Here is a 20,587-nt window from a genome sequence, read left to right on the forward strand (position 1 = left end):
TCCGTTCCCTCAGCGTCCGGCGAAGGTGCCGCCGTCCACGTTGAGCGCGTGGCCCGTGACGAAGGACGCCGCGTCGGAGCACAGCCACACCACCGCCTCGGCCACCTCGTGCGGCTGGCCCACGCGGCCGATGGGATGCGTGGCGGCGAGCCTCTCACCCAGCTCGGGATGATCGCGGAAGATGTTCTCCACCAGCACGGTGCCGCGGATGACGGCCGGACACACGGCGTTCACGCGGATGTTCTGCTGCGCGTACTCGAGCGCCGCCGTCTTCGTGAGGCCGAGCACCCCGTGCTTGCTGGCCGTGTACGAGCCGAGTCCCTTGGTTCCAATCAGCCCGGCCATGGAGGACATGTTGACGATGGAGCCGCCGCCCTGCGCGAGCATCTGCCGCACCTGGTACTTCATGCACAGCCACACGGCCCGGAGGTTGGTGTCCAGGACGGCGTCCCACTCCTCCTCGTCATACTCGTGGAGGGCCTTGGGCGCGGTGGTGGTGCCCGCGTTGTTGAAGGCCACATCCAACCGGCCGTAGTGCTCGACGGTGCCGCGCACGAGCGACTCGACCTCCGAGGCCTTCGTCACGTCCGTGCGCAGCGCGATGGCCTCGCCGCCCTGCTGGCGGATGAGCTCCACCGTCTCCGCGTTGCCCTCCTGGCCCCGGCTCGCGATGACGAGCTTCGCACCGGCCCGCGCCATGGCGATGGCCGTGGCGCGGCCAATGCCCGAGCTCGCGCCCGTCACCAGCGCGACCTTTCCTTCCAGCTGCTTCATCTGTCACTCCTTGAAGATGGCGACCGCGGCGACCCCGTCCGGACCCATGTAGCCGCGGTACATGCCCGACGAGTTGAAGGGCATCGCCACGTTACCCTGCGCGTCCATGGCGATCACCCCGCCCTCCCCCCCGGCCTTCACCAGCACCTCCATCACCACCTGGTTGGCGGACTCGAGCAGCGGTAGGTCCAGGTACTCCATGCGGGAGCAGATGTCGCGAGCGACGGTGTAGCGGATGAAGTACTCGCCATGGCCGGTGGCCGAGACGGCGCAGCGCTCGTTGGCGTAGGTGCCGGCGCCGATGACGGGCACGTCTCCCACGCGCCCGAAGCGCTTGTTGGTCATACCGCCCGTGGAAGTGCCCGCGGCGAGGTTGCCCGCCTGATCCAACGCCACCGCGCCCACGGTGCCGAACTTGTGCTCCTTGCCCGCGGGGTGCTCCCAGAAGGTCCGCGGGCCCTGGGGCTGGCCCTGCTCGGGCGGCGTCTGCTGCTGCTGCTTCTCCGCCTCCAGCGCGCGCTGCAGCGACTGCCAGCGCTCCTCCGTGTAGAAGTAGCTCTCCGGGACGAGCTCCACGCCCTGCTGCTTCGCGAACTCCTCGGCGCCCGCGCCAATCATCATCACGTGCGGGGACTTCTCCATCACCGCCCGCGCGAGCGAGATGGGGTTCTTCACGTGGTGCAGGCCCGCCACGGAGCCGGCCTCGCGGGTGCGTCCGTTCATGATGGCGGCATCGAGCTCGTTCTTGCCGTCATGGGTGAAGACGGCGCCCTTGCCCGCGTTGAAGAGGGGCGAGTCCTCCATGACGCGCACGGCGGCGGTGACGGCGTCCAGGCTGGTGCCCCCCTTGGCGAGGATGGCGTGGCCGGCCTGGAGGGACTCGGCGAGCACGGCGCGCACGGCGGCCTCGCGCTCGGGGGAGAGGGACTCGCGCTTGATGACGCCCGCGCCGCCGTGGATGACGATGCCCCAGCGCGGGGCAGGCTTGGAGACGTCGTCGGAGGAGCTCATGCGTTTCTCATCTTCTCGTCGGGTGGTGAGGGACGTGGAGCAACCGAGGGGCAACAGCAGGGCCGCCAGCGCGGCGGCGGAGAGGGCACGGCGAAGCGGAGCGGGCATGGAACGAGGGTCTACTCCAAGTCGCTCGGGGGCTCACGGGAGCTGACGCGTCAATGCCCGTGGCAGCACGGTTCTTGACGCGTCAAAACCCCCTCGAAACCGGTCCCTCCTGACACAGTTTTCCCGCGCTCTCCTCTGAGGCACGCCTCGAGCGCCCTCCTGGCACGGCGGCTGCTCTGGGGTCCCCCGCGCACCCCGCGTCTTCAGGAGCCACCATGAATCCATCGTCCACACCCCTTCGTGCGGCGCTCGCGCTGCTCATCGCCATCGCCTCGGGCTGCACCCGCAGCGACTCCTCCGGAGAGTCCGCTCGGCCCGAGACCGCCGTGAGCGCCCAGCCCCTCTTCACCAACGGCAACTTCGAGGAGGGCACCCTCAACGGCTGGAGCGTCAGCACCTACCTCAATCGCGGCATCACCCTGCCGCCCAACAGCACCTCGGACCTCAACCTCCAGACGGGCGGTGTCGCTCGCACCGGCGCGAAACAGGCCACCGGCGGCCCCGAGACCGCCATCCCCGCCGGCCTCACCGCCGCCCAGTCGCTGCGCTGGCCCCGCTATGGCCAGTGGGCCGCGGTGGTGAACGAGCTGGGCAACAGCAACAACGTCAACCGCCTCGTGCAGTCCGCGACGCTCGCCTCCTCCGACGTGGACCCGGCCGATGGCAAGGTGCACGTGCGCTTCGCGCTCGCCCCCGTGCTCCAGAACCCGAGCCACTCCCAGGAGCAGCAGCCCTACATCTACATCACCCTGCGCAACGTGACGCGCGGCACCGTGCTGTGGAGCACCTTCAACTTCGCCAACCAGCCCGGCGTCCCCTGGAAGACCACCGCCGACAACATCCAGTACACCGACTGGCAGTCCGTCGACGTCGCCCCCGGTGACGCGCAGCTGTCCATCGGCGACACCGTGGAGCTCGATGTCATCGCCGCGGGCTGCTCGCAGGGCGGCCACTGGGGCCATGTCTACGTGGACGGCTTCGGCTCGTTCCTCCCCGGCCTCTCCATCGCCGCCACCGCCGTGAAGTCGGCCAACGCGGACTCGGACCTGACGTACACGTACCTGGTCAAGAACTCGGACACGAGCGCCGCCCGAGACACCACCGTCACCATCGTCCTCCCGGACCACACGACGTTCGTCTCGCTCGACACGCCGCCCGGCGTCACCTGCACCCACGACAGCGCCACCCGCACGGTGACGTGTGACCTGGGCACGATGAACCCCACCGCCAGCGCCTCCTTCGGCGTGAAGGTCCACATCGACCCCGGCGCCACCGGCAAGGTGGCCCACGGCAACTACTCCGTCGACGCCCAGGGCGTGTCCCCGCTCATCGGGCCCCTCGTCGAGACGGCCCTCACCGCGGGCGCCACCTACGCGGACCTCTCCGCCTCCCTCTCCGATGGCGTCGTCGGCGTCGGCTGGGACCGGCCCGTCCACTCCGTCCTCACCGTCACCAACCGCGGCCCCAACGCCGTCACCGGCGCCTCCATCGACCAGGACTTCCCCGCGGACCTCACCGGCATCTCCTGGACGTGCACCGCCACCGGTGGCGCCACCTGCCCCGCCGCCTCGGGCACCGGCAACATCCACACCACCGCGGACCTCCCCGTGGGCGGCACCGTCACCTATACCGTGGACGCGCGCGTCGTCCCCGGCTCCGGCTCCGGCTCGCTCACCCAGCGCGCCTCCGTCTCCGTCCCCGCTGGCATCCAGGACCCCGACGGCGGCAACAACACGGCCGTGGACGTCAACGGCATCGGCACCCTCCACACCGTCACGGTGCAGAAGGACCCCGAGGGCCAGGGCAGCGGCACCGTCGTCACCAGCCCCGCCGTCATCCACTGCGACCCGTCCTGCGCCTCGGCGAGCGCCGACTTCCTCGAGGGCTCCCTGGTGAGCCTCACCGCCACGGCGCAGCCGGGCAGCACCTTCGCGGGCTGGAGCGGCGGCTGCACGGGCACCACCAACCCCTGCACCCTCACCGCCAACGCGGCGGCCACCGTCACCGCGCTGTTCAACATCAACACGTACCCCATCACCACCAGCGCCAGCGAGGCGGGTGGCTCCATCACCTGCCCCTCGCCCATCACCCACGGCCAGCCCGTCACCTGCACCGTCACCGTGACGCCGGGCTACACGCTCGCCTCGCTCACGGACAACGGCACGGAGGTGACGTCCTCCGTCTCCGGCGGCACCTACGTGCTGACGAACGTCACCGGGCCGCACGACCTGCTCGCCCGCTTCACGAAGCGTCCGGGCACGGACTGGGGCGGCGCGTGCACCACCGACAGCGAGTGCTCCACCGGCTTCTGCGCCGATGGCGTGTGCTGCGACACCGCCTGCGATGGCCAGTGCGAGGCCTGCAACGCGGCCGGCAGCGTGGGCACCTGCGGCGCGGTGACGGGTGCGCCTCGGGGTGACCGTCCGGCGTGCGCTGCGGATGGCACCGAGTGCGGCGGCGTCTGCGACGGCACGAAGCGCGACACCTGCTCCTACCCCGGCGAGTCCGTGCAGTGCGGCACGCCGAGCTGCTCCGCGGGCGTGGCCACCACGTCGGGCACCTGCGACGGCGCGGGCGCCTGCGCCACCGAGACGCTGAGCTGCGGGGACTACGCCTGCGGCGAGGTGGCCTGCCTGGCCACCTGCACCACGGATGACCAGTGCGCGGACAACGCCTTCTGCCTCTCCGGCCAGTGCAAGCCGAAGGGCCAGCATGAGCAGTGGCTCGCGCAGGGCAGCGGCTGCTCCAGCACGGGGGGTGCCGGCTCCCTGCTGCCGCTGATGCTGGGCTCGCTCGCCGCCTTCCTGCGCCGCCGCCGGGGCCCGGGCGCGGTGATGGCCGCCGCCGCCGCGGTCTCCGCTCCCGCCGCCGCCCAGGCGCAGGACGACCTGAGCCGCTCCTTCCTCGTGGAGCGCTTCCAGCCCCAGCCCGGCCGCGATGACGTGCTCGGCGTGCAGTCCGCGCACGTCCCCGGCCACCTCACCTTCAGTGGCCGCCTCTTCGCCGACTACGCCCACCAGCCGCTGCGGCTCGTCTCCGTGGACAACCCGGGCTTCCAGCGCGTCCTCGTGGGCGGCCAGACGTACCTCACGCTCGCCGGCTCCGTGGCGCTGTTCGACCGCTTCGAGCTCGGCGCCGCCCTGCCCATGATGGTCTACCAGACCACCAGCGGCGCCGGCATGGTGGACCCCAAGCTCCAGGGCGCCCTCACCACCACGGCGTTCTCCGACCTGCGCGTCAACCTGAAGACGGCACTGCTGCGCTCCAAGGACTTCGGGCTCGCGGTGGCGCTGCCCGTCACCTTCCCCACCGCCCCGCCGGACTCGTACCTGGGCGGCGGCAGCGTCACCTTCAACCCCACCCTCGTGGGCGAGTGGCGCGGCCCCCGCGGCTCGGCCGTCATGGCCAACGCCGGCCTCTTCTTCGGCAAGCCCCAGCGGTTCCTCAACCTGAACCTCGGCACCTCGGTGACGTACGGCATCGGCGGCAAGGTGGACCTGGTGCCCCGCTGGAAGCTCGCCCTGATGTCCACCCTGGCCGGTGAGGTGGGGCTCAACGGCCCCTCCGTCCCCACCAGCCCCCTGGAGCTGCTGGTGGCGCTGCGCCTGGGCTACTTCAAGAACGTGGAGATGACGCTGGGCGGTGGCCCCGGCCTCACCAACGGCTTCGGCACGCCGCGCTTCCGCGTGCTCGCGGCCCTGAGCTACGCGCCCTCGGATGCGCTGAAGCGCCCGGTGCAGCCGGCTCCGGCTCCGCCCGCGCCCATCGTCACCGCTCCGCCTCCGCCGCCTCCGCCGCCCGCGCTCGTGGCGCATGACGACGAGGGCCGGGTGCTCGCGGGCCAGTCCATCACGCTGAACATCCTGCGGAACGACGAGGGCCAGCCCGGCGAGCAGCTGCGCGTGGCCGAGGTGGGGGTGACGTCCAGCGGTGGCCTCGTGGAGAGCACGCCCGAGGGCGCGCTGCGCTACACGGCGAAGGAGGGCTTCTCCGGCCGCGACACGTTCACCTACCGCGTCGCGGGTGGCCCCGAGCGCTCGGCCACGGCCAACGTGGTGGTGATGGTCGAGGCGCCTCCGCCGCCTCCGCCGCCGCCCGCTCCGGCGAAGGTGGTGGTGGAGAAGGGCAAGCTGCGCACGATGGACAAGGTGTTCTTCGCCACGGCCAAGGACAACGTGCTGCCCGAGTCCCAGAGCATCCTCGACCAGGTGGCCGCGGTGCTGGAGAGCAACCCGGACATCCAGAAGCTGCGCATCGAGGCGCACACGGACGGCGCGGGCAAGGCCACCTACAACAAGGACCTGTCGCAGCGCCGCGCGCGGTGGGTGCGCGAGTACCTGGTGCAGAAGGGGATTGCTCCGCAGCGGCTGACGTCGGAGGGCTTCGGCATGGAGAAGCCCATCGACACCAACGACACGCCCGAGGGCCGCGCCAACAACCGGCGCGTGGAGTTCGTGGTCATCGAGTAGGCCCGGCTGTGTTTCCGGCGGCACGGTGCGCGCGAAGAACGTGTGCACCGTGCCGCCCGGCATGAGAAGAAGCGCCCCACCAGAAACGGGAAGGGAGCCACTCATGAACGACTGGAAGCTGCCGTGGGAAGGAGGATGCCGCTGTGGACGGGTGAGGCTGAAGATCAGCGCACCGCCGCTGCTCACCATGGCCTGTCACTGCACGGGCTGCCAGCGGATGAGCGCCAGCGCCTTCTCCCTGAGCGCCGCCATCCCCACCCAGGGCTTCGAGGTGACTCGAGGCGAGCCCGTCATCGGTGGCCTCCACGGCGAGCACCGTCACTACTTCTGCCCGTACTGCATGAGCTGGATGTTCACCCGGCCCCACGGCATCGACACCTTCGTCAACATGCGCGCGACGATGCTCGATGACCCGAGCTGGTTCTCCCCGTTCATGGAGACGTGGACGAGCGAGAAGCTCCCCTGGGCCACCACGCCCGCGGTGCACAGCTTCGCGAAGCTGCCCGCGTTCGAGGACCTCGAGAGGATGACGGACGAGTACGCGGCGCAGGCAAAGAAACCGGGCGCGGCAAATCGAAAATAAGTGTGCTCCGGGGGCTACGCCAGGGTCTTGCCGTCGGGCAGGTTGAGGATGGAGAGGAAGAGCTCATAGAAGGCGTCCGCGTTGGCGCCCATCGCGACCGACATGCGGCTGCCCCGGGTGTCGTCCTGGAGCAGCTGTCCGGAGTGGTCCTCCTCCTCGTTCAGCTCCTGCACGACGCGGATGCCCATCTGCTGCGTGGTGACGAGGGAGGGCGCGACGAGCGCGGCGGCGGCGAGCGGATCCCAGAAATAGAAGTCGCCGCTGTTCACGAAGGGCATGTCCGCGGTGAGGGCCTGGAAGACGAAGGCCGCCGCGCGGGTGTCATGCCGGTCCTGGAGCCGGACGTAGAAGTTCATGTCGAGCGGCACGTGGTTGCTGGCGTCCAGCGGCACCAGGGTGATGGGCACACCCGAGCGGAAGACGATGTCCGCCCCGAGCGGGTCGAGGAAGATGTTCCACTCGGCCGTCTTGTTGGCGTAGTCGGGGTCCACCACGTTGACGTTGCCCGGCACGTTCACCGCCCCGCCCATCACCACGATGCGGGCGATACGCGGCGCCACCTCGGGGTGGTCGCGCAGCAGGATGCCCAGGTTGGTGAGGCCACCGATGGCGAGGATGGACACCGGCGTGGGCGAGCCGAGCAGGGTGGTCCGCAGGAAGCTGACGGCGTCCTGGGCGGAGGGCCCGTTGGGATTGGTGGGCAGCGGCAGGCCATAGACGCTGTCGATGACGGAGCGGATGGAGGTCGGAAAGACATTGCTGTAGCGCAGCGGGGCGTTGGCGCCGCGGGCCACCGGGAGGGTGGGCTGGTCCACCAGCATCAGGAGCTTGAGGGCGTTGAGCGTCCCCGGCGTGAGGTGGGCGGCGCCCGTGCCGGTGGTGGTGATGCCCAGCACGTCCACTTCGGGGTGCTTGAGCAGGAAGAGCATCGCCATCCAGTCATCGATGTCCACGTCGGTGTCGATGATGACAGGCAGGCGCGAGGCGGTCGTCTGTGGGGTGCTCATGGGGCTGGCTCTCTCTCCTTGCTGCTTGGGAGATCCACGCTAGCAGGAAGCCCCGGGCCCGCATGTAACGAAACCCACACGGGTACGGCCGAGTCCAATCCCATCTCATTATTTCCAAACACTCTCACATCATGAACAAGGTGGGCGGGGATGATGCAGAACCTGCTCATCACCCGCTGAGGGCGTCCCGGGCCACCCGCCCCGTGACGCGGCGCACGGAATTCCCGTGAGCCAATTCATGGCGTTGGTACGAACCCTCGGTGAAACTGCCGAAGCACTCCGGGTGCCAGCTCGCACCCGGGTGCACAGACGCCGTTTCCCCTCCGAGAGGACCCCATCTCCACCATGTTCCGTTCCGTCCGCTCCACCGTCGGCCTCACCCTCCTGGGACTGGGCACCGTCGCACACGCCCAGACGGCCGCTCCCGTCCGGCCTCCCAAGGTCCCCCCCATCCAGGGCCCCATGTCGCGTCCCACGGTCGCTCGCGCGGCCGAGAAGGCTGTCGCGGCCACGAAGGAGACAACCTCCGGGTTCGCCTACCGCAACGCCACCACGCCGCCGGCCCCGGGTTGGACGGGCCCGGTGTTCCAGCTCAGCCACGACTATCCCCAGAAGGACCCCGGCACCTGTCCGGCCAACGTCTGCACGTGGTTGTCCAACAAGAAGGTCACCTTCGACCAGACGCCGGGCGAGAAGACGCAGACGCAGTGGTCGCCCGAGTGGGCCCAGTACATGCAGCAGCTCCTGGACTACGTGCGCGAGGGCCAGGATCTCCAGCTCGACAACCAGGTGGGCTGGCAGGTGAAGGTGAACGGCAACACGCGCTGGTTCCACATGCCGTGGATGGCGTACGACACGAAGACGGGCCGCGAGTTCGTCCACGGGCTCACCAACGAGCGCACCGCGCAGATCTCCGACTTCCTCGGCGAGCAGCTGGTGGATGAGGGCCTGAACAAGCTGTCGCTGTCCGCCACGAAGGAGACGGCCCAGGGCTACGAGACGTGGGCGTTCGGCGTGTACAACGAGTGGGGTGGCTACGCCATCGGCCGCTCCTGGAACACGGACGGGACGCCGCGCATCGACAAGAACCACAACGGTGGACCGCAGCCGGCGGGCCTGCCCTTCCCGGAGGGCACCCTGGTGGCCAAGCTGCTCTTCACCACCGCCACGCCCAAGGACGTGCCCTACCTGGAGGGCTCGCCGGTGTGGCAGGCCGACCGGCACCAGACGAAGGGCACCCTGTTCCTGTGCGAGCGCCAGGTGCAGGAGGTGCGTCTCATCCAGCTCGACGTGGCCGTGGTGGACAAGAGTTCGCCCACGCGCTGGGTGTTCGGCACCTTCGCCTACAATGGCAAGCTGAAGGGCAAGACGGTGTGGGATCGCCTGGAGCCGGTGGGCGTGCAGTGGGGCAATGATCCCTGGTCCTCGCCCGCGGCCGCCAAGGCGGACAGCCTCCCCATCGTCCAGAGCGTGCTCAACACCAAGATTGGCACCTACCAGCACTTCGGCTGCAACAACCGCCTGGCGGGGCCGGTGGACAACAAGCTCTCGTCCTGCATGGCGTGCCACGCCAATGGGTACACGCCGCAGGCGGGCGTGGCCTCGCCCTCGGGCTCCAACACCATCCCGCCCATCTTCGGCTTCCCCGGCCAGTGCACGACGAACTCGGTGGACAACGCCAACTACTTCACCAACAACCAGTTCCCCATGGCCTACGCGGGCGGGCAGTACCCGAACCTGATGAACATGGACACGTCCCTGCAGATGTGGGTGGCCTTCCTGCAGTACGGCCAGTTCAACCAGTTCAATCAGCCCGAGGCCTGCGTGAACCCCAGCGGTACCTGAGCCGTCCCCCCCGCGCCCCCGTCCCGTTTGGAATGGGGGCGCGTCCACGAGGCCGCGCGCCGAGACCGTCTAGAACTGGCCGGCGCGGGCCTCGTCGAAGGACACCCGGTGCTTCATGTAGAGGGTGTCCAGCATGTGGTTGCTGATGGGGTTGAGGTTGCCGTCCGTGAAGCGGTGCACCACGGCGCCCTTGCCCGCGTCCTTCAGGAAGTCGAGCGGATCCACGCTGCCGCCCAGGCCCGTGAGCGTGGGCACCGGGTCCGCGTTGTTGACGTAGTGCACGTACTGGGGGCCGTCCGGGTACTTCGTCGAGGCCGCGCCGAACGTCTCCACCTTCAGGTGGCTCATCATCTGCGCCACCTGGGCCTTGGACAGCCCGTCCTCCAGGCGCAGCCGCTGCTCCACGTCGAAGAGGGCCCGCGCGGTGATGAGGCCTCCCTGGCTGTAGCCCATCAGGTGCACGTCCCGGCCCGCCTTCAGCTCCGAGTAGACGGTGTCCGCCAGGGTGTCCACGGCGGGGTTGCTGCCCTTGTCCAGCTTGTCCGTCACGCACTGGGCCAGGTCCGTCACCAGGCCCTGGGTGGCGTTGTGGATGCCCACCACCTTGGCGCCCGACGTGTCCGCGATGGACTGCATCTCCTTCAGCTGCCCGTCCAGCGGCGTCATGATGCCGTTGACGTAGAGGATGGTCTCCGAGGGGTTCGGGTTGTTCTTCGGGGTGACGCCCGGAATCTGGCCCAGCGCGGTGCCGGGCGGGAACGTCTGCCCCTGGGTCCCCACGAACTTCCCGTCGGACAGGCGGTCCGGCTTCGCGTCACCGCCGAAGAGCCGATTCAGCTCGGCCGCGTGCGAGGCCTCGAACACGTCCAGGCCCATCTTCACGAAGCGGGGCACATCCGCCAGCCCGCCCTTGGCCAGGTCCACCACCTTCTCCAGCGGATTCAAGGACTTGCGCTCGGTGGCGGTGCGGGCGGTGGCGGTGCCCGCCGGGCTGAACGCGCTGGCATTGCGATGGATGGACGTCATGGCCGGCTCCTGCTGACTCGAGAATCAATGCGTTGCCTCATTATCCGGCGCGCTGTGGGAAAAGTTGCGTGCCCGAGGCGGAACGAGAAAGACCGGGCTCCCTGAATGAGCGCCCGGCCTTCCCCTCGACTCCCGGCGGTCCTGTGGCCGCGGGCTCGCTCAGAGCGCCAGGCAGTCGAGGCGCACCGGCTTGTGCTCCAGCGCCTGCCGGATGCCGCTGTACACCACACCGTTCGACGCCAGCCCGATGTGGTCGACGAGGTTCGTCGGGCATTGCTCCGGTGCCTGCACGAGCACGTTGCACTTCAGCGCCTGACCGGCCGCGTTCGTGCGATCGCAATTGGCCATGACCCCGTACGAGGACGGATTCACGAAGAGGTCGTTCGTGGTCAGGAAGCTCGTGTAATAGATGGGGTCGCTCGCGGGCCGCTGGTTGATCTCTTGGATGAGGGCCGAGCCGTGGAGCAGCTGAGCGCAGACCGGAGGTGGAGTCGCCGCCTTGCAGCTGAACAGCACCGTCGCCACCAGCTCCAACAGGGAGCCACTCTCGATGTGGACGCCCTGGTGGGGCGAGCCCAGGGTGATGAGGCTCTCGACGGAGTGGGGGCCGTAGTCGTGGACATAGGTCCGTGACGTGATGCCGCCCTGGCTGTGGCCAATCAGGTTGACCTTCGGCGCCCCGGTCCGGAGCAGCACATCCGCCACCTTGTAGCTGAGCTGCTGCGCGCTCCTGTGGATGTCCATCAGGCCGAGCTCGGGGAGCTCGAAGAACTCGACGGTGTAACCGTCCGCCCGGAGACGCGCCTCGAGAATCCAATAGAGGATCTCTCCCGCCATGGTTCCGCCCACGATGATGACCGGATTCTTCTGGGCCACCGTCGGAGGAGGAGGAGGCGGCGGCGGGGCCGTGGTGATGTTGCAGGTCACCACACTGGCCAGCGCGGTGCCCGGGTTGGGGATGCCGGGAGGATCCGCCGCCAGGCAGGCCCAGGAGCCGTCCGCCTGGGGCCCGTGCTGCACCATGAACCCGGCGTGGGCCGAGCCATTGCCGGCATAGGAGAGCTCACACCCGCCGCCCAGCGTCTTGCCCGTCACCGGAGGGACGGCGATGGACTTGGGATAGCTCACCACCGGGGACTTCGTGCCCTGGGTCACCGAGCAGCTCAGCGCGGGCTTGCTGGGGAGCGTGGCCGCCTGCGTGGGCTCGATCGCCACCCTGCAGGCGACGAGCGAGGCCTCGACGGTGGCGTCCTGGAAATGATTCGGCGGGTCGACGGCCTGGCAGGACCAGCCCTGTCCATGGGCCGAGCGCTTGGAGATGACGACGTTCTCGGCGTGGACGGAGCCGTTGCCGAAGTGCGAGCTGTCACAGCCTCCGGAGACGACGACATAGCCGTCCGAGGCGAGGGCCGGGGGAAGTGTCACCTCCGCGGCCGGGTTGCGCGAGGGGCCCGTCTTCTTCGAGAGCGTGGTGCACTGCAGGCGCAGGCTGCTGATGCTCGGGTCACTGGCCTTGCAGTAGGTGACGGAGGCCTTGGCCCAGGCGGGGTTGGAGACGAACGCCGGATCCGCGGCCTTGCACCGCCAGCCGTGCTCTCCATCCGGGGCGTTCTGCACCATCACCCCGGCATGCACGGACTCGAAGCCGAAGCGCGACACCTCGCACCCACCGCCCACCCGGACGTAGCCCTGCTGCTGTTTGTCGAGGGGGACCGTCGCCACCGCCTTCGGGTTGGCGGCCAGTCCGGAGAGGGGGGCCCTCGCCTGTGTCGACGTCTGGCAGTCGAAGGTCACCTGCGCGGCGGCCGTCGAGCCCGCCAGCAGGAACGCGGCGGCCAGACCCAGATATGTGCTGTGTATGGATTTCATCTCGGGTCTCCCGCCTTTCACCGCAGCACTTCGCGCAGGGTGATCTCGTAGATGAGCGTGGCATTCGGCGGAACCTTGCCGGGAAGACCCTCGGCGCCGTATGCCAGCTGCGGGGGGATGACGAAGCGGTACTTGCCGCCCATGGGCATGAGCTGGAAGGCCTCGGCCAGGCCCTTGATGCCACCCGTGACACTCATGACGGCGGGCCGGCCCAGGGCCGCGGAGCTCTCGAACTCCTCACCGCCCGCGACGGAGGCCGTGTAGTCGAACACCACCCGGTTCTTGGGGCCGGGGCGCGCGTTCGGAGAGGCCGTGAGGACCACGTACTGGAGGCCACTCGGGGTGGTGACCACGCCCTTCTCCTTCTGGTTCTTCGCCAGGAAGTCCTGCCCCTCCTTGCCGTACTTCGCCCGGTCCGCCGTGAGCTTCTTCTTCTGGTTCTCGAGCGCCGCGGAACGGGCCCGGTCACGCGCCTTGAGGAGGTCCGCGGCGCTCAGCTGGGAGGGCTTTCCCTCCAGGTTGTCCCGGATGCCCTGGAGCAGGGATTTGATGTCCAGGTCCGCGCCCGTCTGCTTGAGGGAGCTCGCGATCTCCTGGCCGAGGGCGTAGCTGTTCTGCGCCTTCTCCGTTCCGATGGCCGCCGGTGTTTGCGCTGCCGCCGCGGTCGCAACGGTGCAGAGCAGAAGGAAACCAATCCGTGTCATGACGTCGAGCTCCTGGGTGGTACCGCGGTCCTCCACCACAGCAAGCCCTGAGCCAGCGTCCGCCGCGGCCGCAGGCCACCCAAGGGGGCGGAATCAGGTTCCTGGCACCCGGGAACTCGGCACCAAGGAAAGGCCTGACACGTCAGCGTGGGCGGCTGACACGCCAGAGCCAAGCCTGCTTGGAGTGCATACGGGTGCGCGGCCCTCGATGAAAGGAGCGGCAAGGACATCCGAGATTACGCCTGATACGCCTGCCGTGCGTCCTCCGGCCCTTCGGCAGCGCACCACGGCTCTCCATCAGGCGCAGGAACGGCTTGTCAGGGGTGCTTGACCGGGGCGCCTCCCACGCGCCCCCTGGCACGCCCATGCCCCACGCTGACGGTGGACGCGGGAGCACTGGAGCCCGCCCTCAGGAGTTCAGCAACGTGTCGACCGTCGAGCGCTCCATCTTCTGCCACAGCCGCAGGGTCAACCATTCCTTCGCGAGCCCCGTGACGCGCTCGTCGTTGGGCGCGAGGGTGAGCAGGTTCATGAGCTCTGCCCACTCCTGCTCGGAGAGCGGTGGTCCACCCTGGGCGCGGCGGTAGAGGGAGAGAAGGTGCGGAGTGGTGGCAGCGGCAAGTTCGGCGAGCGCCATCTCCAGCAGCCCAGGATCATCCACCTGCGAGAGCCTTGCCAATGAGCGCAGCCGGAGTGACAGGAATCTGGAGTCATCCAGCCCCCGCAGTTCTCCCGCGCCCGGGTGCCCGCTCTGGGATGCGAAGTCCGTCAGCCAGCGCTCCGCTGCCTCGCGCGCCTCCCAGCCGCCTCTCGCGATGATTCCCACCAGCAGCTTCGCGATAGCGGGAGCTGACAGCCTGGCCCGTTCAGCCAGAGCCAGCGTCGTCGCCAGCGACAGCTTCGCTCCGTATGTGGACAAGAACTCGCGGACAAGGGCGGAACGGCGCTCCAAGCCACACCCGAGACGTTCGAGGGCATCGAAAAGGTCAGGAGCCGAGAACCGCCAGCGGCTGTGGTCGGAACGGGGATGGGAATCGAGGCCGAGGCATGAGATCAACACGTCGATGCGCTCCTGCTCGGACGCTCCTGCCTTCGAGAGCGTGTCGAGCATCGTTTCGAGGCTGAGACGCTCCCAGGGGGCGAACGCGGCACGGCCGAGGGACTGCCGCAGCTTCGCGTCCGCTGGCTGGAGCATCAGCAGCGCATTCACGAGTGTGTAAGTGCGAGCGGCATGGAATTTCGCGGCCCTGTGAATGGCTTCCTCGAGGATGGGAGAGAGGTGCTCGTCCTGGTACTTCAACCCGATCAGCCGGAGCCCTACGTCCGCCTTCCGATCCAAGAGGGTCCACGAGTTGTCGTGCTCTTCATTCGCGCTCACGGTGGGGGCGAGGGCCAGCGCGGGGCGCAGGAGCTCGATGCGGCGCTCCGCGGGCAGTCTTCCCAGCGTCGCGAGGCTGTCGAACATGAGGATGGTGTCGATATCTGTGGGGGGCGCCTGCCCGTCGAGTGCTTCCCGGATCCACCCGCGCACCACCTCCGAAGAATCCGTGGGCAGTTCCTCCTCCGAAGAATCCGTGGGCAGTTCCTCCTCCAAGGAGTCCAAGAAGTCCATGGACAGTTCCTCGGGGTCTTGCTCGCGCTCCGGGCTCTGATTCGAGGGCGGCTGGCACCACTCCGTGAGCCTCTTCAACATGCGATCGCTGTCCTCATAGTGGGCAGACGCGATCGCGAAATCGACGGCGAAGAGGACGGAGTCGCGACTCACGGGCGTCCGGTTGACCAGGTGTGCGAGCCTGGCACGCCGGTCCAGAGGCTGCTGCCGGAGGACGGACCACAGCTCGGGACAAGCCCCCAGCCACCAGATGAGACAAGGCTCGACGTCATAAACTGACGGACTTGCCGGGTCGTATCGTTCAAGAACCCGCTCCTCCATTCCAGGTGAATAGAGGCCGTACTTGCTCACGAGCCTCGTGATGGCTTCGAGCTGCTTGTCAGGCGCCGAGGCCAGGCGGGCCAGGAGGGCCGCACGCACGGCTTCCCGGCAGTCGTCCCGCGCCGCAAGGACCCTCACTCCACAAGTGAAGCGCTCCCATTCTTCCGCGTGGAGCCATGCCGCCAATGGCTGTACACAGGCGTCGGGCCGGTACATGCAGAGCACACGCATCGCCTCGAAATCGACACGGTCCAGGAAGTCAGTCCTCTCGAACCGCGCTTCGCCAGCCAGACCGGAAGCGAGGGCACGCCGATCGATGGCGAGCAACAGCCAGCGGGTGTTCTCTCCTTGTTCGTATTCCTCGGACAGCTCGATACAGCCAAGCAGAGCCTCGCGGGCTTTCTCTTCGAGGATGCCGCATCCCAATGCAAGGTGTCCCGCGCCCAACCGCAGCGAGTCCTCCGGTGAATCGAGCACACGGACGAGGGGGTCCTGGATCCACGCACGGGCTTGCTCGGGATGGTGCCAGGAGAGCTGGCCAGCGGCTTGGAGCACCCGCCGCGGGTCATCCCCCTCGAGCACCCGTTGCCAGAGGCGGGTGGCCTCCTCCGCTGCTCGTGCGTCCTGTAGCCAGTCGGCGAGCGATGCAAGCTGTGCCTGCGAGAGCTGATGCGGCTCGAGCGCCCGGCTCGCCTCAAGGGCGGACCTCCGCGTGCTGTCGTGCCGAAATCCCATCGTGACGAGGCGGAACAAGATGAAGGGGTTCGTGCTACTCGCCCCACGTTCGAGGCGCTCACGAAGCGCGTCACCCACAGCGGGAGTCTCATCGGCCAGGAGGAGTTGAAGGAGCGTGTACTCGGCCACGGTGCTGGCGTAGTCCGTGCACTCCAGCGCGTGCATCAGGTAGGGGATGCTCGACAGGTCCTCTTTCACGAGCCGTGAGAGGAGGAGGGGCCACTCCAGGCTGATCCCTTCCCTGGGATTCGCGGGAGGCTTTTCCTGGGGGAGCCCCTTCAGCACGGCCCGGACGGCTTCAGCGGCGAAGGGTGTCAACCGGCCGAGCACCCGCCAGAAAGCCTCTCTCTCATTCGCCCGCGCTGCTTCCTCCGCTGCGATGGTCGCGGCGCGTACAGGGGGCTCGTCACACCAGAGCAGGTGGTCCGCTGCCCCTAGCCGCACCGCAACGTCGTTCGCGTCGAGAAGCTCGTGCAGGATCGGCAACACCTGCTCCGTGCCCTCCTGCGAGGAGGCCACGAGCTCGGCGGCCTGGAGCCGTGCCGCGGCCGGCACGCTGGGGTCCGAGGCGCAGGCCAGCCATCCATCGATCGGCTCATGCTTCAACCACCTGGTCAGTGTGGGCTTCCCCTCGTACACGGCCGCTCGTACCTCCTGCGCCGGGGAGCGCGCACACTGTTGCAGCGTCGCCAGGGCCGTGCGGGAGAGCGCGGGGTCATGGCCGAGCGCCAGGTACGCCCAGCGCACGCGCGCCAGGGCGTCGGAGGAGCGCATGCCACGCCGTAGCGCATCGTGGAGCTGTTCATTGTTCTGCTGGAGCCGGAGCAGGAGGCGTGCGGCGCACATCCTCCGCCCCTCCTGTTCAGCGGTGAGCCAGCTCCGAAGGAGTGCGGTGAGGCTCCGCTGCTGTTCCGCGATCGACCCCAGCAGTGACTCCAGCTCCGTGAGCAGCCTGCCACTGGCCTTGGCGGTCTGTTCCAGCACCGCCTCGGACAGTCCTTCGACCACGGGCGCCACGTCCTTGACGAGCTCGCGGGCGTGGTGACCCAGTGTCGAGTCGGCGCTGATCCACTCGACGAGGGCCTTCCGCACGGACGCATCGTCCGCCAGGAGCCGGAGGACCGTCTTGGCCTCCTGATCACGGGAGTAACCCTGCTGCCCCGAGAGCGCCATCTTCAGCACCTTGGCGACGTCGTCGTCCCAGGCTCCGGCGATCGCGAGCAGGCATGCCGCGGAGAGCCGCAGCTCGCTCCGCCTGTTCTCGTCGTGTCGTTCCGTGGCGGAGTCCTGCTCTGACTGGCGCTGTCCTCCCGGTGCGAAGGAAACCTCCGAGCGAAGACGCATGCGCACCAGCTCGTGCAACCGGGCCTGCAACGGAGGCCCGCCACGTTTCACCCGCTCAGCGATGTCACCCGGGGCGAGCGCCGAGGTCCTGCCAAACCGGCCCAGGGCGTCTATCACCTCGTTGCTCCAGTCACCCGCGGAGGCAAGGCCGAAGGCGCCGTGGAGCCGCAGGGTGTCGTCGCTGCGTTGCTCCAACCAACGGGCGCAGGCCTTCCGCACCTCCAGGATTTCCGCGGCGGCTGGCGCCAACAGCCGGGCAAGCCAATCCTGCACTTCGGGCACTCCCCGGCCATCGAGGCCGGCGAAGCGCTCCAGGAGCACGGGTGGAAGGGGGTGGCTCGGGAGGGCGTGCTGGGTGAGCTGGTCGAAGTCACCCCAGAGCGGCGAGGGCGGCGTGGTCTCGAGCAGCTCGGCCCAGCTCGTCCACACGCGCTCGACGATGGCCTGGCCGAAGCGCACCTTGTCACCGAGGCAGGCCGAGACGGCACGCAGGCCGGGGCGGAGCAACCGGCCCACTCCTGTCTCATCGCGTGCGAGCAATCCCTCGGCGAGTGCATCGAGCTCGGTGTAGTCGGTGGGAGGCACCAGGCAGAGCCGTGCCGCGGCGAGTTGCAGCACCAGGGGAGGAAGGTGGCGGTTCTTCAGGAGCCTCTTCGCGGCACCTCGCCTCTTGCGGGTGAGGGCATACGCGGCGAGGAACTCGGCGAACGTCCGGTGCCAGAACAGGATCGTCTTTTCTTCCCGGCGGATGAGGCCTGTCTCGAAGGCGAGCCGGAGCGCCTCCCGTGCCTCGCGGGAGGATGAGCCCCGCTCCCCTCCGGCCGCGGCGCCGAGGAGTTCGAGGAGCCGGTCCTCCTCGAGGCTGTGATGTTCCTGCTTCAGCACCAGCCTGGACGCGACGGAGGCCCAGGTGTCCAGGAGCCGGCCTGCCTCGGTCTCGGAGAGGGTGAAGCGCCACTTCCCGAGGAGTGTCTGCAGGAAGTTCTCGAAGACGAAGACCCGGTGCAGGGGAGCGCCATCCCCGTCGGTCGGGGTGAGCGCGGACAGCGTGAGCAGGAGGGGATTGCTGCTCAGCTTGAACCACTCGCTTTCGAGCGTGATGGCGCGCAGCAGGGCGCTCGTGCGGCGGCGGGCGCGCTCCACGTCCCGCGCGTTCGCGTGCCGCGAGGTCTCGATCAGGTGGTGCAGGGTCGCCACGAGGTAGCGCTGTTGCCGGTAGTGGAGTGGCGCGAGCAGGGTGTGCGGGATGTCGTGCACTCGCGGCCAGTAGCCATTGGGGCGCGAGGTCAACAGGAAGCGCACCCGCTTGTAGCGTGTGACGAGGCTCTCCACTGCATCGACCACGTGCTTGCGCTGCGCCTCCGGAACCTCGTCGAGGCCATCACACAGGAGGAAGACGTGCCCGCCGGCCAGCATCGTGTCGAGGCTCTCTCGGAGCACCGCGCGTGCTCCCAGCTCGCGGAGCTGGCGGCGGATGAATGCCTTGAGGCTCAAGGCTCCATTCTTCTCGAGGGCCTTGCCGAAATTCCCGAGCGCGAGGCGCACGGGGAGCAGCTCTCGCAGCTTCGCGATGGCCTCGCGTGCGTCCGCGTCGTACGTATCACCGCTCAGCAGTGCGCGCGCCTGGTCTCCGTCCCGTCCTTCCATGCAGGCCAGGAAGGCGAGGCGCGTGAGCACGCTCTTTCCCGCGCCCGGATCTCCGATGACGACGAACCGCCGTTGACGGAGCGCCACGGCGAACGGGATCGGCGACTTGCTCCAGCCGTGGCGCTCTCCATGGTAGCTCCATCGCTCATCCGCGAGCTGAGAGAGCTGCTCCTGGTGGGTGCGCCATTCCTCGGGCTCAAGGTCCCGCACGCCCGCTTCGCGATGGAGCCTCGCCTCGCGGCTGCCCGTCGCGTGGACTTCCTGGTACAGCGAGGGAGCCACCGCCACGGCGAGCAGCTCGAGATCCGTCTCGTGGGGGCCCTGGGGAATGCCCACGAGGCCTCGGAGGTCGAGGCGGCGGATGTCCGGCTCCCGCGCGCGGGAGCGCTTGTACTCGGCCACCGCCTTCGCCACCTCCTGGGGAGGGGGGGCGTCCACCTCTGCCTCCGTCTCCGTTGGCAGGTGCTCCCTCAGGAAGGCCAGGAGACACTCCGCGGAGGCCCGTGCGGCGAAGTGCTTGAAGTTGTCGTTCTTCGCGGGGTCGGCGAAGTCCATGACCCCCTTCATCACGATGCTGTGGCCGACCCGTCTCAGGTGTGCGAGGGCCCCGATCGCGGAGGCCTCCATCTCCAGGCCGAGCACCGTGCGCATCGTGGTGGAGAGCTTCTCGAAGATGTCCGGATCCCTCACCACCTTGCTGCCCGTGCCGATGGGCCCCACATGAACCTGGAAGGACTTGGGTTCGGGCAGGCGATTCCGGTGTTGGAGGAGCTCCCGTTGGATGTGCGTGCGCCCCTGGGGCGTGAGCTTCAGTGTTTCGCCCTGAAGCCACTCCTTCTCCCAGAGCAGCTTCAGGACCTTCTTCCAATCGACGCATCGCACCACACGGTCTGGATGCTCGATTGGGTCTTCTTCCTTCAAGCATCGCTCGAGCACCCAGTTCATCTGGTCATCGAGCGAGCGGGGACGCAGGGCCAGCCAGGAGTCGATCCCGGGCGGATGGAACGACTCCGCCTTCTGTTGCCATCTCGGGTCGAGGTTGTAGGTGATGGTGTCCCCCCGCACCCGCTCGACCCGCTGGCCCGACTCGTCCTGTTCAGGCGTGAGGCTGCCGGTGTCGTAGGTCCACAGCCGATTGGCGATGATGACGTCGCCGAGCTCCACCTTGTCCTTCCGCCCGGCACAGACGCCGCACATGGCCAGGCACCGGGGCGCATACGCGTCCACGAGCGGCGAGAGCGCACCCACGGACGCGACGCCGCCCATCTCCAGGGCGCGGGTCACCGCCACGTGAAGCCGCCCGCCCTTCGCGCCTTGGAAGGTCCGGAAGGCGACCTCCAGACCGATGGGGCCCTCCTTCCGCTGCCAGGAGCTTCCGGGCTCGGCCCCGGTCTCGACCTCCAGGACGGCGTCGTATTCTTCCTTGACTGCGGTGATGATGACGACGTCGACGGGCTCTCCCGAGCCCGCTTTGGCATGCCTTGTCGATGCTCTCGGTTTTCGAGGCATGGTGCCAAGCAGTGTAGCAACTC

Annotated in this window: 10 protein-coding genes; 3 read left to right on the top strand and 7 right to left on the bottom strand. The window is 68.6% G+C overall.

Going from position 1 to position 20,587, the window contains the following annotated elements; translation table 11 throughout:
* Positions 1-9: 9 nt before the first annotated feature.
* Positions 10-774: an SDR family oxidoreductase gene (locus tag VFZ09_RS24855; protein ID WP_329730132.1), complete on the bottom strand. Its 765-nt coding sequence runs from the start codon at positions 772-774 to the stop codon at positions 10-12.
* Between the two features lie 3 nt (positions 775-777).
* The gene (locus tag VFZ09_RS24860; RefSeq protein WP_414640742.1) at positions 778-1,785 is read right to left on the bottom strand and encodes an isoaspartyl peptidase/L-asparaginase family protein; all 1,008 of its coding nucleotides are present in this window, start codon (positions 1,783-1,785) and stop codon (positions 778-780) included.
* A 323-nt stretch (positions 1,786-2,108) separates the two neighbouring features.
* Between VFZ09_RS24860 and VFZ09_RS24865 the strand changes: the two genes are divergently transcribed.
* Together VFZ09_RS24865 and VFZ09_RS24870 are read left to right on the top strand one after the other, a co-directional pair.
* Positions 2,109-6,362, top strand: coding sequence for an OmpA family protein (locus VFZ09_RS24865; RefSeq protein ID WP_329730134.1), 4,254 nt, complete (start codon positions 2,109-2,111; stop codon positions 6,360-6,362).
* A 103-nt stretch (positions 6,363-6,465) separates the two neighbouring features.
* Positions 6,466-6,945 (top strand): GFA family protein, encoded by a 480-nt coding sequence (locus tag VFZ09_RS24870; RefSeq protein WP_329730135.1) that lies wholly within the window; start codon positions 6,466-6,468, stop codon positions 6,943-6,945.
* A 14-nt stretch (positions 6,946-6,959) separates the two neighbouring features.
* Here the strand turns inward: VFZ09_RS24870 and VFZ09_RS24875 are convergent, their stop codons facing one another.
* Positions 6,960-7,952, bottom strand: coding sequence for a nucleoside hydrolase (locus tag VFZ09_RS24875; protein WP_329730136.1), 993 nt, complete (start codon positions 7,950-7,952; stop codon positions 6,960-6,962).
* A gap of 345 nt (positions 7,953-8,297) precedes the next feature.
* On the opposite strand from VFZ09_RS24875, the gene VFZ09_RS24880 reads away from it, so the two are divergent.
* On the top strand, positions 8,298-9,797 hold the full coding sequence (locus tag VFZ09_RS24880; protein WP_329730137.1) for a hypothetical protein: 1,500 nt from the start codon (positions 8,298-8,300) through the stop codon (positions 9,795-9,797).
* Positions 9,798-9,866: 69 nt separating this feature from the next.
* Here VFZ09_RS24880 and VFZ09_RS24885 read toward each other — a convergent pair whose 3' ends face one another.
* The 4 genes from VFZ09_RS24885 to VFZ09_RS24900 form a co-directional block, all read right to left on the bottom strand.
* The gene (locus VFZ09_RS24885) at positions 9,867-10,823 is read right to left on the bottom strand and encodes a hypothetical protein (protein WP_329730138.1); all 957 of its coding nucleotides are present in this window, start codon (positions 10,821-10,823) and stop codon (positions 9,867-9,869) included.
* A gap of 159 nt (positions 10,824-10,982) precedes the next feature.
* Complete coding sequence (locus VFZ09_RS24890) at positions 10,983-12,692, bottom strand: esterase/lipase family protein (protein WP_329730139.1); 1,710 nt, start codon at positions 12,690-12,692, stop codon at positions 10,983-10,985.
* Between the two features lie 17 nt (positions 12,693-12,709).
* Complete coding sequence (locus VFZ09_RS24895) at positions 12,710-13,396, bottom strand: FKBP-type peptidyl-prolyl cis-trans isomerase (RefSeq protein WP_329730140.1); 687 nt, start codon at positions 13,394-13,396, stop codon at positions 12,710-12,712.
* A 409-nt stretch (positions 13,397-13,805) separates the two neighbouring features.
* Positions 13,806-20,564 carry a hypothetical protein gene (locus VFZ09_RS24900; protein ID WP_329730141.1) on the bottom strand — a complete coding sequence of 2,253 codons (6,759 nt, stop codon included), beginning with the start codon at positions 20,562-20,564 and terminating at the stop codon, positions 13,806-13,808.
* Between the last annotated feature and the right edge of the window lie 23 nt (positions 20,565-20,587).

The organism is Archangium sp. (genome assembly GCF_036277355.1).
In the GTDB taxonomy this organism is placed as follows: Bacteria; Myxococcota; Myxococcia; order Myxococcales; family Myxococcaceae; genus Archangium.